General features: G+C 64.4%; 12 protein-coding genes and 1 pseudogene. 2 read left to right on the top strand and 11 right to left on the bottom strand.

Going from position 1 to position 17,070, the window contains the following annotated elements; genetic code table 11:
• Positions 1 to 75: 75 nt before the first annotated feature.
• Both AC0L2F_RS20145 and AC0L2F_RS20150 read right to left on the bottom strand, forming a co-directional pair.
• Positions 76 to 2,013: pseudogene (locus AC0L2F_RS20145) on the bottom strand (GAF domain-containing protein); the annotation flags it as partial.
• A 114-nt stretch (positions 2,014 to 2,127) separates the two neighbouring features.
• On the bottom strand, positions 2,128 to 3,783 hold the full coding sequence (locus AC0L2F_RS20150; RefSeq protein WP_473249717.1) for a thiamine pyrophosphate-requiring protein: 1,656 nt from the start codon (positions 3,781 to 3,783) through the stop codon (positions 2,128 to 2,130).
• A 262-nt stretch (positions 3,784 to 4,045) separates the two neighbouring features.
• Between AC0L2F_RS20150 and AC0L2F_RS20155 the strand changes: the two genes are divergently transcribed.
• Complete coding sequence (locus AC0L2F_RS20155) at positions 4,046 to 6,556, top strand: cation-translocating P-type ATPase (protein ID WP_473249599.1); 2,511 nt, start codon at positions 4,046 to 4,048, stop codon at positions 6,554 to 6,556.
• Between the two features lie 38 nt (positions 6,557 to 6,594).
• Here the strand turns inward: AC0L2F_RS20155 and AC0L2F_RS20160 are convergent, their stop codons facing one another.
• From AC0L2F_RS20160 to AC0L2F_RS20175, 4 genes are all read right to left on the bottom strand, one after another.
• Positions 6,595 to 6,921, bottom strand: a complete 327-nt coding sequence (locus tag AC0L2F_RS20160; protein ID WP_007608273.1) for a hypothetical protein — start codon at positions 6,919 to 6,921, stop codon at positions 6,595 to 6,597.
• A 212-nt stretch (positions 6,922 to 7,133) separates the two neighbouring features.
• Entirely contained in the window at positions 7,134 to 8,729 is a 1,596-nt protein-coding gene (locus AC0L2F_RS20165; RefSeq protein WP_473249600.1) for an MBL fold metallo-hydrolase, read from the bottom strand.
• Positions 8,726 to 9,646: a ribose-phosphate diphosphokinase gene (locus tag AC0L2F_RS20170; protein WP_473249601.1), complete on the bottom strand. Its 921-nt coding sequence runs from the start codon at positions 9,644 to 9,646 to the stop codon at positions 8,726 to 8,728. Before AC0L2F_RS20170 ends, AC0L2F_RS20165 begins: the two co-directional genes overlap by 4 nt.
• Entirely contained in the window at positions 9,643 to 11,184 is a 1,542-nt protein-coding gene (locus AC0L2F_RS20175; protein ID WP_473249602.1) for a thymidine phosphorylase family protein, read from the bottom strand. The genes AC0L2F_RS20170 and AC0L2F_RS20175 overlap by 4 nt, the downstream gene beginning before the upstream one ends.
• 243 nt (positions 11,185 to 11,427) lie before the next feature.
• Here AC0L2F_RS20175 and AC0L2F_RS20180 point away from each other — a divergent pair, with 243 nt between their 5' ends.
• Positions 11,428 to 12,873 carry a hypothetical protein gene (locus tag AC0L2F_RS20180; protein WP_473249603.1) on the top strand — a complete coding sequence of 482 codons (1,446 nt, stop codon included), beginning with the start codon at positions 11,428 to 11,430 and terminating at the stop codon, positions 12,871 to 12,873.
• A 1-nt stretch (position 12,874) separates the two neighbouring features.
• Here the strand turns inward: AC0L2F_RS20180 and AC0L2F_RS20185 are convergent, their stop codons facing one another.
• From AC0L2F_RS20185 to AC0L2F_RS20205, 5 genes are all read right to left on the bottom strand, one after another.
• Complete coding sequence (locus AC0L2F_RS20185; RefSeq protein ID WP_473249604.1) at positions 12,875 to 13,570, bottom strand: class I SAM-dependent methyltransferase; 696 nt, start codon at positions 13,568 to 13,570, stop codon at positions 12,875 to 12,877.
• Positions 13,567 to 14,562 (bottom strand): glycosyltransferase family 2 protein, encoded by a 996-nt coding sequence (locus AC0L2F_RS20190; protein WP_007608284.1) that lies wholly within the window; start codon positions 14,560 to 14,562, stop codon positions 13,567 to 13,569. The genes AC0L2F_RS20185 and AC0L2F_RS20190 overlap by 4 nt, the downstream gene beginning before the upstream one ends.
• 160 nt (positions 14,563 to 14,722) lie before the next feature.
• A complete protein-coding gene (locus AC0L2F_RS20195; RefSeq protein WP_473249605.1) occupies positions 14,723 to 16,285 on the bottom strand; it encodes a hypothetical protein in 1,563 nt (520 codons plus the stop codon).
• 175 nt (positions 16,286 to 16,460) lie between these two features.
• Positions 16,461 to 16,625, bottom strand: coding sequence for a Flp family type IVb pilin (locus tag AC0L2F_RS20200; RefSeq protein ID WP_007608286.1), 165 nt, complete (start codon positions 16,623 to 16,625; stop codon positions 16,461 to 16,463).
• 191 nt (positions 16,626 to 16,816) lie between these two features.
• Positions 16,817 to 16,999, bottom strand: a complete 183-nt coding sequence (locus AC0L2F_RS20205; protein WP_035973941.1) for a hypothetical protein — start codon at positions 16,997 to 16,999, stop codon at positions 16,817 to 16,819.
• Positions 17,000 to 17,070: the final 71 nt, after the last annotated feature.

The raw sequence follows: 17,070 nt of genomic DNA on the forward strand, positions 1-17,070 counted from the left end.
TCTGGTTCGCCGTTCTCTGGCTCGGCGGGGTGAGCGCCGTCACCATCATTTCGTTCGGTCTCAGGCTATGGCTTGCGAGTCGGCGCGCCTGCCGTGCTGCACGATTTTCGCGAGATTGTCCTTCAGGAGCCCGGTCAGCTCGTCGACCTCGCTGCGGACGTCGTCCGCAAGCGGGACAGGCGCGAGCGCCTCGTTCAGCTCGTCCGTCAGCTCGGCGGAGAGCGATGCAAAATTGTTGACGAAGTTGAGCGGGTTCTTGATTTCGTGCGCGATGCCGGCGGTGAGCTGGCCGAGTGAGGCCAGCTTCTCGGTCTGGACCAGCCGGTCCTGGGCCGCGCGCAGGCCGTCGAGCGATTTGGCGAGGTCTCTGGTGCGGTCCTGCACCTCGTTGAACAGGCGCGTGTTCTCGATGGCGATCACGGCCTGGTCGGCGAAGGTCTTGAGCAGGGCGATCGCTTTGTCCGGGAAGGGACCGGGCTCCGGCCGCGTCACGCCGATGGTGCCGATCGCGACGCCGTCGCGCAGCATCGGGATCACGAGGATGCTGCGGTAGCCTCGCGTCCGCGCCAGCTCTCTCATGGCGTCCGTGAGGTCGCGCTCGTTCTGCATGTCGCCGCGGAATGCGAATTCTCCACTCGTCGCCACCCGGCTGTGAATGCCGGACGCCGACAGCGGCGCCGGGAACGAGCTGAGCAGCTCTTCGTTGCCGGCTTCGTTGTCGGTGCTGAAGGCGGCCAGGTGCAGCAGGCCGTCAATGACGCGCGTGACGGTGGAGGAATGTCCGCCGACCAGGGTCTTGGCGCTGTCGGAGATCGCCTGGAACACGGGTGTCACATCCGCGGGCGAGGCCGCGATCACCTTGAGGATGTCGGCGGTCGCGGTCTGCCGTTCAAGCGCTTCCCTCGTGGTGTTGAACAGGCTGACATTCTTGATCGCGATCACCGCCTGGTCGGCGAAGGTCTGCAGCAGCCGCACATGATGCTCGCCGAACGCGCCGGTCGCGCGCCGCGTGGCGATGATGATTCCGATGGCCTCGCCGTCGCTCATCAAGGGCGCGAACAGCATGCTGCGGTAGCCGCGGGCGCGCGCGATGTTGCGGGCCGCCGGTTCGACCTCGGTGTCGGGCAATTGCGCCGCCACACCACCGGCCACGAGTTGGTAGGGCGGGAACTGCGCGAATGGCGCCGGGAACGAGGACTGCAGCACGCGATCGCCGGCCGGATCGGTCGGCGTGAACGCCGCAAGGTGCGCGGCGCCGCCGATGTAGCGCAGCACCGCCGTGGAGAAGCCGCCGATCAGCCGGTTGGCGTTGGCGGCGATAGCGTCGAACACCGGCTGTACGTCGGACGGTGAAGCGGCCATCACTTTCAGGATGTCGGCGGTGGCGGTCTGGCGCTCCAGCGTCTCGCGCGTCTCGTTGAACAGCCGCGCATTCTCGATCGCGATTACCGCCTGGTCGGCAAAGGTCTGGAGCAGCTGCACGAGGTCGGCTGCGAACGCGCCGGGCTCGGCGCGCGTGACGCTAATCATGCCGACTGGCGTCCCCCGATTCATCAGCGGCATGAACAACACGCTGCGGAAGCCGCGCAGTCGCGCAAGGTTCCGGTTCAGCTCCGGGACCTCCACGGCTTCGCTATCGGGAAACTGGATCGTCTCGCCGCCGCGCACCAGCGCGAAGGTCGGAAAGTCGGCAATCTTGCGCGGGAACGACGTCTTCAGCCCTTCGTCCGCCTCGGGGCTCGTTGGTGTGAACGCCACGAGGTGGAGCTCGTCCTCGATGAACTGAAGCACGGTGGCGGAGAAGCCGCCGAGCAAACGCCGGGAGCTGGACGCAATCGCCTCGAAGACCGGCCGGGCATCGGACGGAGAGGCCGCGATGGTGCGCAGAATCCCGGCGCTGGCGCTCTGACGATCGCGCGCAGTCGCAAGCTCGCTTCGAAGCTGCGCGTTCTCGGCTGCGGCCGACTGCAACAGGCGCTCGAGTTCATCGACATCGTTGGAAGGGGTGGTCATTCGCATTCCGGCTCGATGCCGCGACATGCGCGGCACCAGGGCGGATTATCACATCTTCTGTGGCCGGAGCCAGCTGCCGCGACAGCGAGTTTTGCTGCCGGAATTCGGCCTGCTTCACGTGCCCGGCCGCGACACCTCGGTCTCCTTGCTGGTGATGAACTCCAGCAGCACGGGAACGCCTTCCTGCGTCTTCTGGATGCCGCGCCTGATCGCGGGGATGATGTCCTCAGGTTTCGTCACCCGCTCGCCATAGCCGCCGAAGGCGCGTGCCATCGCGGCGTAGTCGCCGGAAATGTCGGTCGACCGATATTTCTCGGTCGAGACCGGCATCACCTTCAATTCGATCGCCATCGAAAAATTGTTCAACAGGATCGACATGATCGGGATGCGCTCGCGCACCGCGGTCTCGAAATCCATACCGGTGAAGCCGATCGCCGCGTCGCCCCAGACATTGATGCAGAGCTTGTCGGGCCTTGCGAGCTTGGCGCCCATGGCCAGCCCAAGACCGTAGCCGAGTTGAGTCGTCTTGCCCCAGCCGAGATAGGTGAGGGGCTCGACCGACTTCCAGAACGGCGAGAGCTGGTCGCGCGGGCTGCCCGCATCGTGGGTGATGATGGTGTTGTTGATGTCGAGGGTGTGCTGCAAGTCCCACAGCACGCGATAGGGGCTCAAGGGCGCATCATTGCTGGTGAGCTTCGGCATCCATTTCGCCAGCCACTCCTTGTGCGAGGCCGCGATCTCGGCCGCGACCGCCGAGGCGTCGCGATCCCCGGTGACGGTCTTGCCGATCTCCTCCAGCAGCGCGTCGAGCACGAGCCCGGCATCGCCGACGAGGCCAATCCTGGCTTCCACGTCCTTGTTGAGATGGTTTGGATCGAGTGTGGAGTGGATGATGGTCTTGTCTTTCGGCATCGCGATGCCGAAGTTTGTTTCGGTGAAGGAGCAGCCGATGCCGAAAATGACGTCGGCGTCGGCCAGGAACTTCGGCACCGCGCGCGGCACCGCAAGGCCGCCGGAGCCGAGCGAGAGCGGATGCGTTTCCGGAAAGGACGATTTGCCTCCAAGGCTGGTTGTCACGGGAATGGCGAGCCGTTCGGCCAGCCGTTTCAGTTGCGGCCAGGCCTGCGCGTAATGCACGCCCTGGCCCGCATAGATCACCGGACGCTTGGCATTGACGAGCAGGTCGGCCGCTTCCCGCACATGAACAGGGTCCGCCCCAGAGCGGGTGCGCAGCACGGGCGTGTAGTTCAGCGGCTCCGGCACCTCCTCGTTCCACATGTCCGCAGGGATCTCGACGATGACGGGTCCGCCGCGGCCGTTCTTCAGCTTGGTGAAGGCGCGGCGAAAAATGTTGGCGACTTCCGCGGCGAGGATGATCGGCTCCGACGATTTCGAAAATGCTTTCATCGCCTCGCTGGAATTGAAGTTCGGCTCGATATGCGCGAGCCGGCGCTGATAGCCCATCGGCAACACCAGCACGGGAACGGATTCGCCGTAGCATTGCGCGACGCCGCCCATCGCATTCTCCGCACCGGGGCCATGCTGCATGCAGAACGCGCCGATCGAACGTCCCGATGTCACCCGCGAGATCGCATCCGCCATGTGGATGCCGACGCGCTCCTGCCGCACCATCACCGGCCGGATATCGGCCTTCGCCGCATGCTCGATCAGATGGTTGACCGGATAGCCGCAGAGGATCTCGATCCCCTCGCGCTTCATGATTTCCGCAATCGCGGTGCCGAGCTTCATGGCGTCTCTCTCCCTGGGCAGGCCGGTTAGCCCGGCTGATTAGGGGAGAGAGGATCAGGAAACTGGCGGAGGGTAAAGCGCGGCTCCATGCCCGCGCAGGTAGGTCAGCCATGCAAGGCAGCCGCGTCCTTCTGTCAGGTCGATGCTTGACGCAGCTCAAGCCGGCCGGCGGTTGTCGCATGCCATAATGGCCGCGGTGATGATGATGATGACACACCGCATCTTTCCATGAATTCCCGGGGACCCGGATGAGCTTCCAATACCTGTTGCTTGATCGCCCGCGATGCAGGGGCTGACCGCGTCCGAAGCGCAGGCCCGGCTCAGGGCCGAAGGCTTCAATGAGTTGCCTCGGACGGGCCGGCGTACGATCGTGGGCCTCATCCTCGAGGTTCTGCGCGAGCCCATGCTGCTGTTGCTGCTGGCCGGCGGGGCGATCTATTTTATCCTGGGCGATCTCGGCGAGGCCCTGCTGCTCCTCGTCCTTGCGTCGATCTCGATTGTCATCACCATCGTGCAGGAGGCGCGCACCGAACGCGTGCTCGAATCCTTGCGTGATCTGACCAGCCCCCGCGCGCTTGTGATCCGCGCAGGCGAACGCATCCGTATTCCCGGCCGCGAGGTCGTTCGCGGCGACCTGATCGTGCTCTCCGAGGGGGACCGCGTGGCTGCCGACGCCAGCGTCGTCCAATGCGACGACCTGCTGCTGGATGAATCGCTGCTGACGGGGGAGTCCGTTCCGGTCCGAAAGCAGGCAAGTCCCGCTCTCGAACAGCCGCGTGCGCCGCATGCCGGCGGTGACGACCAGCCGTTTGTGTTCTCCGGAACGCTGGTGGTGCGGGGCAGCGGCGTGGCCGAAGTCCTGTCGACCGGAATCCGGAGCGAGATCGGCAAGATCGGACAATCGCTCAGTGCCTTGGTGACGGAAACGCCACGCCTGCAGCAGCAGACCACGCGGCTGGTGACGATGTTTGCCATTGCCAGCGCCATCGTCATCGCGTTGACCGTACTCCTCTATGGAATCTACCGCGGCGGCTGGCTGGAGGGCGTGCTGGCAGGCATTGCGCTTGGTATGTCGATGCTTCCCGAGGAGTTTCCCGTCGTCCTGACGGTGTTCCTCGCCATGGGCGCCTGGCGCATCTCGCAGGCTCGCGTGTTGACGCGGCGCGCCTCGGCGATCGAATCGCTGGGCGCGGCGACCGTGCTCTGCACGGACAAGACGGGCACGTTGACGGAAAACCGCATGACGGTCGCGCGCCTGGTGCTGCCCGGTGGCGCGCAATACACGCCTGGCGCCGCGGCGCGCCCTGAGCCTGCGTTCGATCCGCTGATCGAAACCGGGGTTCTGGCCTGCGTCCCGGAGCCGTTCGATCCCATGGAGAAAGCGTTGCATTCGCTCGGACCCGGCACCGCGACCGGCCGACGCCTCGTGCAGAGCTACGGGTTGCGTCACAACCTCCTCGCGATGTCGAACGTATGGCGGGGAAACGGTGACGAATGCGTCGTCGCAGCAAAGGGGGCACCGGAAGCGATCGGCTCGCTGTGTGGAATGAGCGCGGAAGAGCTGTCTGAATTGCGGGCACGCGTCGATGCGCTCGCGCGGGAAGGGCTTCGCGTGCTCGGCGTGGCGCGGGCGACCTGCGCGGAGACGTCTCTTCCCGAGACGCAACGCGGCTTTGCTTTCCGCTTCTGCGGCCTGACCGGCTTTGCGGATCCCCTCCGGCCTGAAGTCGAGGGCGCCGTCGCCGAATGCCGTTCTGCAGGCGTCCGTGTCGTCATGATCACTGGCGACTATCCGGCAACCGCATCTGCGATCGCCACACGAGCGGGCCTCGATCCCCGGCGCGTCCTGACAGGGGCGGACGTCGAAGGCATGACCGATGCCGAACTCGCCCAGGCGGCACAGGGACAAACCGTCTTTGCCCGAATTGCGCCGGCCCAGAAATTGCGCATCGTCAATGCGCTCAAGGGTGCCGGGGAGATCGTCGCCATGACGGGCGACGGCGTCAACGACGCGCCCTCGCTGAAGGCTGCCCATATCGGCATTGCCATGGGCGGGCGCGGCACCGACGTGGCGCGCGAAGCGTCGTCGATCGTTCTGCTCGACGACGATTTCGGCTCGATCGTGAAGGCGGTTCGTCTCGGTCGCCGGATCTATGACAATCTTCGCAAGGCGATGAGCTTCATCCTAGCGGTCCATGTTCCGATCGCAGGGCTCGCGCTGTTGCCGCTGCTGACGGGGATGCCGTTGCTGTTCGGGCCGGTCCACATTGCGTTTCTCGAAATGATCATCGATCCTGTCTGCTCACTGGTTTTCGAGGCCGAGACCGAAGAGCGCGACGTGATGCGGCGGCCGCCACGCGCGCCGGACGAGCCGCTGCTGCCAAGGTCCCTGCTGGTCTGGTCGGCGCTGCAAGGCGGTCTTGCGCTGGCCTTGACCGGCGGCATGATGGTGACGGCGAATACCTACGGCATGCCGGAAAACGAGGTGCGGGCGTTGACGTTCTTCTCGCTGGTGCTGGTGATCGTGAGCCTGATCTTCGTCAATCGCTCGTTCTCGACATCGCTTCTCGAAGCCTTCACCAGGCCGAACCGGACACTGGCCGTCATCGTCGTGTTCGTGACCGCCGTGCTCGCCCTGAGCCTCGCTTGGCCATCCGCAGCGGAGCTGTTTCGCTTCGGTCCGCTGCATGCCGACGATCTCGCGATCACGGTGGCGGCAGCTGTGGTTTCCTTGGTGTTGCTGGAACTGTCGAAATACCCGTTGCGCCATCGCTGGCCTGCCCGAGCTCCGTAGCCGCATGGGAGTCTGCCCTGAGAACGGCAGATAGACGTCTATTTGCAGTTCTTGCAGATCGTCAGCTTTCTCTTCACCACGTCGTCTTCCTGATCGATCGATGACTGGCTGGCGCCATCCGGATTGGACCGGGAGCTCTTTGCTGCGCGTGACCTCGCGGACGGCATCCCCTGATTTGACGTGTCATTGTCGTCGCCGACGCCTGCGCTGAAGCCGTCGTAATCGGCGGCCGGATTGGGTGCCGGCGATGCATTGGGCGGAGCAATTGAAACTGGCGGCCTGATCGAAGTCTGTCCTGTCGCGCCGCCGTGCGGCCAGGTGCCGGCAAGCATGAGGCCGAGAGCCAAAAGCGTCGCGCTTCTCATCCGCATCCTTCAAACAGCTCTGGTTCATCGATTGGCAGGTTGGCTCATCGAGCCACGGTATGCTGAAGACTATCAGGACTCGCATGGCCGTCAAAGCGCCGTAGCCCATCCTCGTCATGGCTTCGTCCCAAGGGCTCCTCGCAATGACGGGATTGGGGAGGGCTTTGTCGCCAAACGTCATTCGGTGCCCCGCTATTGGTCCCCGCGCCCCGCTATCCATTCTCCTGCAGCGCCCGCCGCAGCCTTCGGATGATGACGCCGCGGGCGCGGTCGTCGGCGGCGGCGGCGACGCGGTCGTTGATGTCGAGCATGAGTTCCGACATCTCGTTGTGCCAGTCGAGACGGGTCACGGCTTCCGGCGCGAGCCTGCGCCGATGGTCGACGTCGAGCACGCGCGGTTCGGGGGTCGAGAGCTCATAGATGTCGTCCAGCACAGGCTGATAAATCTTCGCCGCCGGAAGGATGCGTTCGGTGACGCGCTCAGCAAGACCCGCGATCGCATTCTCTTCGCCATGGATCAGGAACAGCCCGCGCGCGATCGGGCGGCGTGCCGCGATCCAGCGGGCGATACCGGCGCCGTCGGCATGTCCGGAATATTCGTCGATCATCCGGATCCGCGCCGCGACCCGGATCTCCTCGCCCTGGATCCGTACCGCCTTGGCGCCGTTCTGGAGGAAGCGGCCGAGCGTGCCGTTAGCCTGGAAACCGGTGAGCAGCACGGTCGCATGCGCGTTCCACAGCCAGTGCTTCAGATGATGGCGGATCCGGCCGGCATCGCACATGCCGCTGGCCGCGATGATGATGTGGAAGCCGGAGAGCCGCATGATCGCCTTGCTCTCGGCCACCGTCTCGGTGAACTTGAGATGCGGCGAGTTGAGCAGACGGCTGACATCGACAGTCTGATCGAGGCTCGTGGCGTTCTGCCGGAACACCTCCGTTGCATGGATCGCGAGTGGGGAATCCAGGAAGATCGGCGCTGCAGGAATCTCGCCGCGCTCCATCAGGTCGACGAGGTCGACGATCAGTTCCTGGGTGCGCTCGACCGCGAAGGCAGGGATGAGCAGGGCGCCCCTGGCGGCCGCGGCATCGCGGACCTCTATCGCAAGATGTTGCCGGCGCTGCTCCGGCGTCGTGACGGCACGCACGCGGTCGCCATAGGTTGACTCGGAAATGACGTAGTCGAGGTCCGACGGCGCCTGCGGATCGGGCTGGAGCAGCTTTGCCTCGGGGCCGACGTCGCCGGAGAGCAGCACGCGCAACGGGCGCGTTGCACCCGCATCGGCAAATTCGAGCTCGATCGAGGCGGACCCGAGCAGATGGCCCGCATTCCAGTAGCGCGCGCGAACGCCGGAGATGACGTCGATCCAACGTTCATAGTCGACGGGACGAAACGATTGCAACGTTGCGAGCGCGTCTGCTTGCGTGTAGATCGGCTCGACCTCCTTGCGGCCGCGTGCCGCGTTGCGCCGGTTGAGTTGTGCGACTTCGGACTCCTGGATGTTGCCGGCGTCGGGCAGCATCCAGGAGCAGAGGTCGATCGTGCCGCGCGTTGCCAGGATCGGCCCGCCAAATCCCTCGCGCACGAGCTTTGGCAGCAATCCGCTGTGGTCGATATGGGCGTGCGTGAGAAGCACCGCATCGATATCGGCGGGCCGAAAGGGAAAACCGCCGTAGTTGAGCTCTTTCAGCGTCTTCTGCCCCTGGAACAGGCCGCAATCGACCAGGAAGCGGCCAGAGGCGGTCTGGAAAAGATAGCTCGACCCAGTCACGGTGCGGGCGGCGCCGCAAAATCGAACGGTGATGCTCATGTCGTCGTCTCCGGCGAAGGTGTCTTGCTCAGTTCGGGCCGCAGGGCAGCCGCGAGAATCTCGCTGAGCGCGATCGCGTTGGTCGGATGCGGCACGCTGTCGGTCGAGCGGACGGAGCGGATGCCGGCGTCGCTGAACGCCGCGACCATTTCGGGCGGAAACAGGGCATGCGTCACGATGGCGTCTATGCAGCTCGCACCTGCGGCTTCGAGGGCCTTCGCCGCAACCATCAATGTGGCTCCGGAAGAGATGATGTCGTCGACCAGCAGCGCCGGTCGACCGGAGAGCAGGCCGGGATCGGCAAGCTCGATTTGCACGGAACGATCGCCGTGACGCATCTTTCGGGCGACCGTATGCTGCAATTGGAGCCGCCGGGCGAGATCACTCACCCATGGCTCGGATTCGGAATCGGGACCGATCACGACGGTGGCCGGATCGACTCCAGTTTTTGCGAGGGTGTTCGCAATTGCCGGCATAGCGGACAGATTGTCCGCCTCGATGGCGGGAAACACGAGCTCGATCCTGGCCGTGCGGTGCAGGTGCGCATCAACGGTGACGACACGATCGACGATTCCTGCAAGGAGCCGGCCGATGGCGCGCTGGCTGATAGCTTCGCCCGGATGAAACGCCGCGTCCTGCCGCATATAACACAGATACGGCGCCACCAGGACCAAACGCTTTGCGCCGGCGCGTCGCAGTGCTTCACTGGCCAGCAGCAGGGCGATCAGCTTCTCGTTGGGCTGGTCCAGCGCGGCGTAGAGGATAACCGTGTCCGCGACCGGGCCGATCGTGATGCGCAGTTCGCCGTCGGGGAAATGGTGAAGATCAATGTCCTCGCAGGCAAGTCCGAGCTTCGTCGCCAGTCGCGCTGCCGAACCCGTGGCTGAGGACAGGCTCTGGAAGATGACGATGCTCACGGCGTGCTCCCGCGTTGAAGGGTACCCCGATCTTTGATGGCGTACCCGGCGTCGGCAGCGGTCGCAGTCGCCGCGAGATCGTACTCCGGCTGGTCGAAGCTGTAGACGCGGTAGAGCGGCTCGCCCTGCTCGACCCGGTCGCCGATCTTCTTGAACAGCCGGATGCCGGCGCCCTTGTCGAGGGGCGCGCCGGCGGTGCGTGCCAGGCGATTGAGCCGCAGGCAGTCGATTGCGGAGACGACGCCGTCGTGCGCGGCCTTGACGTCAAACGAAAGATTGCCGAGCTCGGTGCTGCAATTCGACGGGCCCTGGGCCTCGATGATCCTCTGCATCTGCTTCAGCGCCGCCCCGCTATCGAGCAGCTCGCGAGCCCGCGCATAGCCTGCGCCGCCGCGCAGCTTCGGATCGTGTTCCAGGAGATGCGCGGCGAGCCGCAGCGATTTCTCGCGCAGATCGCGCGGCGCATCCGGCTCGTTGCCAAGCACTGCCATCACGTCGTTGGCCTCGAGCACCGGCCCGATGCCGTTGCCGATCGGCTGGCGGCCATCGGTTGTGATCACCTCGATCGTGCGGGCGAAGCGATCGCCGACGAACTCGAACATTTTTCGCAGGCGCATCGCCTCGATGGCGCTGGTGACCTTTGCCGTCGGCCCGACCGGAATGTCGATCAACAGGTGCGTCGAGCCAGCCGCGATCTTCTTGGACATGATGGAGGCGACCATCTGCTCGCGGGTATCGAGACTGAGCGGGCGTTCGACCGAGATCAGGATGTCGTCGGCGGGCGACAGATTCACGTGCCCGCCCCAGATCAGGCATCCATTGCAGGTCGCGACGATCGTCTTCATCTCCTCGACCCCGACATTGACCCGCGCCAGCACCTCCATCGTGTCGGCGGTCCCCGCCGGCGAGGTGATGGCGCGCGAGGACGTCTTGGGCATCGGCAGGCCGTGCGCGGCGACGATGGGTACCACGACCATCGAGGTGCGATTGCCGGGGATGCCGCCGATGCAATGCTTGTCGACGACGATCGGGGTCGGCCACAGCAGTTGCGTGCCGGCCTCGGCCATCGCAGCGGTAAGAGACAGGAGTTCATCACTGGTGATGAAGCTCGCCGAACCGATCAGGAATGCGGCGATTTCCATGTCGGAGTAGCGATAATGTGCGAGATCATCGATGATCGCGCCGATTTCCGCCCGAGTCAGCGTTCGTCCGCGAATTTTGGCGCGGACCGCCTCCAGGCTCTCCGGAGGGGAGGCGGGCGTTACCGTGACCCGCGTGCCGGCGGCTTGCGCGAAACGCCGGAACGCAGGCTCGGAGAGGCCGATCTCGTCGGGGGTGGCCAGTGCGTCGTCGTCAGTGATCAGGAGCGTCGCGAGCAGCACCTTGCCGTCGAGTCGAAGCTCGACGCGGCTGAAGCCGCGAAAGATGTCCGCACGTAGCGCCTTCGACCGCCTGGAAATGACGACGACGTTCTCGCGGCCGGTATCGAGATTGACACGGCGGATCTTGAGTTGGGGACGGGAGGGATCTGGATGCATGAAGGTGCCGGCAGGGAGGCTGGGCCTCCATATTTACCTGCCGCAATCTTCATGCACTTGACGCAGATCACGTCCGACGCCCTGGCCCAGCATGGAGCTCGGGTCGCTTGCGGTGACGAGCAGCAGGATCTCGAACGCACGCCAGGAATATGGTTCATAAACAGTAACCGTCCGCCGCGCACTCCCCAACGGCCGTGAACGTCAAAGAGGAATTTAACGGTTGCGCCCTAACTTGCGCTCGCCATGAGTGACCAGGCCGTCCACAGCGAGGTTCAACCGTTTTCGGCGCGTGCTGCGCTTCCCTGGCTGGTGAGCCTTGGCGTTTATGCCCTGCTGCTGATCCTTGGACCGCGGCTGCTCAATGATCCCGACAGCTATTCGCACATCGAGGTGGGGCGCTGGATCATCGCGCACGGCACGCTGCCGGCGACCGACCCATTTTCTTTTTCGAGGCACGGCGCCCCCTGGATCACCTTCGAATGGCTCTCGGAGATCATCTACGCTGGAGCCTACGCGCTTGCCGGCTGGCAGGGCGTCCTCGTCGTCGCCGCCGCGGCGATAGCGCTCGCCTTTGGCCTGTTCACGTTCTTCCTGCTGCGCGAGCTTTCGCCGACCCAGACGCTGCTCATGGTGATCGCGGCCGTCATCCTGTTGGCGCCGCATATGCTGGCGCGGCCACACGTGCTGGTGCTGCCGCTGATGGTGACCTGGGCGGCTGCCCTGGTACGCTGCATGGATCGTGGAGGCCCCCCGCCGTACTGGGCCCTTCCGCTGTTGGTCGTGTGGGCCAATCTGCACGGCAGTGTGGTGCTGGCGCTTGGACTGATCGGCCCTGCTGGGCTCCAGGCCCTGCTGCGCGAAAAGCGCAGCGAATGGCCACGCGTATTCCTGCGTTGGCTACCGTTTACGGCGCTCGCGGTCGCGGCGTCGTGCCTGACCCCCTACGGGCCCGAACCGCTGCTGATGCCGCTGACCACACTCGGCCTCGGCCCCGCGCTCGGTTGGATCGCGGAATGGCGGCCGCAGGATTTCAGCCACATAGGTTTCTTCGAGTTGCTCTTGCTGGCCGGCATCTTCGCGCTCTCGCGCGGCGTGACGCTGCCGGTCGTGCGGGCCCTGGTCGTGATCGGCTTGCTGCATTTCGCGCTGGCCCAGATCCGCAATGCGGATCTGCTGGCCATGCTGGCGCCGCTCTATCTGGCGGCTCCGCTGGGGCGAAAGTTCGGCGGACCGATTGGGGAAGACGAGGCGGGCTCGTCGCGCGGCCTGAACCTGGCCACGCTCGGTGTGTTGATCGTGGTGAGCGGGGCGACGCTGGCGCGTGATCTGCGGCCAGCTCCGGCCATTACCCCTCGGGCTGCCATCGCTGAAGCCAAACTCGCCACGGCGGGGCACGTGCTCAACGATTACTCGTTCGGCGGCTATTTGATCTTTGCCGGCATTCCCACCTTTATCGACGGTCGCGGTGAACTGTACGGGGGAGCGTTGATCAACCGCTACAATTGCGCCCTGGCGCTGGTCGATCTGGGCGACTTTCTCAAATTGCTCGACGAATACAACATCGGCGCGACGCTGCTCGCGCCGGGGACGCCGGCGATAGCGATGCTGGACCGGCTGCCCCAATGGCAGCGCGTCTACAGCGACGACGTGGCGGTCGTGCACAAGCGGCGAGATATGCCGCAAAGATAGATCAAGCGGTCCCGTAGGCGGCGTATTGGCCGCCGAGCGGCACGCCGCTCAGGGTCGCTTCGAGGCGCCGCGCCGGCCTGGTGTCCCAAGGCAGCAGCAGGAAATGGCGCGCACCGATCTCGCGCAAGCCGCCGGCAGCCATCAATTTTCGGGTTGTGCCAGCCCCGAGCAAGACGGCGTCCCGGTCGAACTCACAACGCGCGACGGCAAGGCGGGTCAGCGGGTTGTACGGATTGTGCTCGATGACGCAGACGAGTCCCCCGGGGCGCGTCACACGCCGCATCTCCGCGATGAATTGCGCCCATTCGGCCGGTACGACGTGGTGCATCACGCAGACGGCCGTGACCAGATCGAAGCTGGCATCGTCGAAAGGAAACGTGCGGCCGTCAAACTCACGGTAGTCGACCCCGCCATTGTCAGCGCGTGCCTGCGCCAGGCTGGCCGAAGAAACGTCGATACCGCTCAAGCGCCCAACCATGTCGTGCAGCAGGGGATGAAGGCTGCCGACGCCGCAGCCGACGTCCAGCATGTCGGGCCTGTTCGTGTCGAGCCGCTGCGCGATCAGGATGCCGAGCAGATCGGCCTTGGCGCGCATGAAGAAGTGATGCGGCAAACCGGAGAAGTCGATCGAGGATTGGACCACGTCACGGTAGTTGTCGTGATAACCGTCGAAGAGCTCGGTCATGCGCTGGGTCATTCGTTGACGGCGTGGATCGCGGGTGCGGCCGCCGCCTCGTTGCGGTCGAAGCCAGCGCGCGTCTGCACCACATAGAGCGGGCGACGTTTCACCTCGGCATGGATGCGGCCGACGTAAAGCCCCACGATGCCCGTCATCAGCATGTTCATTCCGCACAGCAGGGACACGACAACGATCGTCGAGGACCAGCCGGTCACGAGATGACTATCGTTGCTGAGCCACAACAGGATCACCCAGCCGCCATAGAGCAGTGCCAGACCCGAGACCGTCAATCCGCACCAGATCGCGAGCCGCAAGGGCAGATCGGAAAAGCCGAGCGCGGCGTTCATCGCGAGCCGCACCATCTTGAACAGCGGATATTTGGTCTCGCCCGCTGCACGCTCGAGGCGGTGGAACGCGACCTCGGCTTGCCGGAAGCCGAGCCAGGCGATCATGCCGCGTACGAAGCGGTCCTGCTCCGGCATCTGCCGAAGCGCGTCGAGCACCTTGCGATCGATCAGGCGGAAGTCGCCGACATCGGCGGGGATGCCGACCGAGGACATCCTGCCGAGAAGCCGGTAGAACAGATGCGCGGTCGCGCGCTTGAACCGGCTTTCGCCGTCGCGCGACAGGCGGCGGGCGTGGACGATGTCGTTGCCTTCCTGCCATTTTGCGATCAATTGCTCGATCACTTCGGGCGGATCCTGCAAGTCGGCATCCATGACGATGATCGCTTCACCTTGCGCGGCGTCCATGCCGGCGGTGATGGCGATCTGATGCCCGAAATTTCGCGACAGGCCGATATAGCGGAAGCGCGGGTCGCGCGTGGCGAGCGCCTGTAGCACGATCGAGCTGGAGTCCCTGCTGCCGTCGTCGACGAAGATCGCCTCTGCCGGCCCGTCGAGCCGGGACAAGACCAGGTCGAGCCTGCGCAGCAGCACCGGCAGCACGGCTTCCTCGTTGAACACGGGGATGACGAGGCTGTAGCGGATCGACTGGAAATTGGCCGCCATGCGAGAGAGTCCAACTCGTTGCAGGAGCGGAAGTCTATGCCGGCGGTGGTTAAGGTCGCCTTGCCACAACCATTAAGGATATGGGACGCCCGGGAGCTTCCAATGAAGCGGGTGAAGATGGTGATGCCCGATTAACCACGCTGGCGGCCGCGGCTTCGGCCTAGGACTTGCGGCGGATCTTGTAGAGAACAAATCGCTCCGAGGTGTCCAGCGCTTCCAGCAGATCCGGCAGCGGGTTTGCGACCCCCGGCCCGAGGACGTAGAGATAGTCGAAGTCCTGGTGCCAGGTGCGGACGAACGGCGGAACGCCAGCTGGCGGCCGGCTTGCCGCAATCGCGGTCAGCACGCCCAGCGGCACCGGCCCCCCGTAGGGAATGGCAAGACGGCGCACGTCCTCGCGTGGCCGCACGGGCTGCTTGCCCGCTTCCGTGAATAGATTGGGCACGAACGCGTTAGCATAGTGCACGGCGAGCGTAGGCGCATAATACATCGGATATGAGGTGAGGTCGGCGAAGGGCGGGTCTCCATTGTCGTCCGTGCTGGCGACGAGGATGCGCGAGCCGCGATCGATCTTGTTGAACGACGCGACGATGGCCGCATAGTCGGTGCGGTAAGGCAGCCATACCGCGAGCACGACGGCGAGATTGATCAGTATGACGCCACTGATCGCGGCGAGCGCCGCCATTCTCCATGCCCGGCTGGGCAGCGTCAGCGAGCAGAAGGCGGGCAGGATCAGAGCCGCAGCGGGAATCACGCGAAGGTCGACGAACGAGGTTCCGAACAGCTTCGAGGGAATGACGACGTACAGCACCGCGAAGCCGATCGCGAGCCAGATCCCGGCTGCCTCGAGCTTGAGGACGCCGCGTCTTGCGGCAAAAAAGAGCGAGATCATCAGCGCAAGCCCGGTTGCCGCCGCGACCGTCAGATTGTAACCGTTCATGATGCGCAACGGCCAGATCGGCTTGAATTCGAGGAACCAGTTCGTTCCTTCGCTTCCGATCGATCCCGCGGTCATGCGCATGATCCCAAACAGGGCAAGCGCCGGTATGGCCAACGCGCCGAGCCGCGCGGCGGCGACCCCGTACGATTTTCGCTCATGGCGGATGCGCGAGAGCTCGTAAAGGCCAAGCGCCGCGCCGTAGATGCCGAGGGAGAAGAAATGTGCCGCAAACAGCGCAGCGACAAAGACCATGTTGACGACGAAACGCAGGGGCCATGGGCGTTCCGCCAGCATCAGATAGACGGCGATGCCGCAGACAGCGAGGCCCAGTCCGAACTCGAAATTCACGAAGCCCCAGCTGAACGGCAGACAGTAAAGGAAAGCGAGGGCCGCAAAGCCGGCGAGATGGATCCGTCCCTTCCGCGCCCATTCGAGCGAAAGCGCGCCCCCGACGATCAGCAATTGGCTCAGGAGCAGAAACAGCCGTGTGGCATTCTCGACGCTGATCAGCCGGGCCATTTGCGGGACCAGCAGATCCATTCCAAGGTTGGGGTAGAATGCCCAAGCCACTTCGTAGTGCGGATTGGCGTTGGGGGTGCCGTTCTGGCTCAGAATATACATCCGGGCGAGGTGATTGGGATAGTCGACCATCGCGGGGATAGGGGTCAGCAGCACCGGAAGAAACGACACGGCCGCCAGTACAGCGAGAACGGTGATCACCACCGACCGGTCCGAGCCAAGACGAGCCCGGATTGTCGAAATCGGCTTGTCGGAAGGAATCATGTCATCGGGCCGCTGGAGTTCGAGGTTACGCTCTACGATGGCGCAACCGCCCGACACAACGCCATAATGCGAACTTCGTGAGAATTAAGCTGGGCTCGCCGCCGCATCGGAAGGAGGAGCCCGTCATCCGACGCGCTGCATGCGGACTTGTGCTGATGAGATTGCGGCGCGCCGGCTACTTCATCGCCGCGCTGATCGAGTTGAATTTGCCGCTCAGGAGTGCGCTGCCGGTGTTGTTCACGGCCACGATGATCGCGAACGCGATGCCGGTGGCGATCAGACAATACTCGATGGCGGTGGCACCATTTTCATCGGCAAGAAATGACTTGAGCAAAGTCATCGTCAACTCCTGTTCATCCGTCCAACCTAGGCTGGTGCCGTTTTCGGAATGGTAAATTGATTCACTGATTTTTCGTGGGCGCGTCAAAATGCAGGTGGATGGTCCTCACCTGCCGTTTGATATGGTGTCATCGATTGACTTAAGGTTTCGTCACCCAATTCGGACGCATTTGGCGATGTCGTCGTCGCGTCTCAGGACGATATCTGGCGTTCCGGCGCGGCCTTGCCCGGGCGTTTCAGTACTATCGCCAGACGTCCGACCAGATAGCTGACCACGGACGGCTGCGCCCGCGCGGAGCTGCCGGCGAGGCTTTCTTCCTCGGCCGCGTCGTTGACGATGCCGATGTAGTTCCTTCTGGCGTCCTGCTGCTGCACGAGCCTGCAAACCCCGAGTTTAATCGAGGGGCGACCATGCTGCGCTGAGCGGGAAGCGTCGGTTAATTTTG

The sequence above is a fragment of the Bradyrhizobium sp. Ken64 genome, from assembly GCF_055807555.1.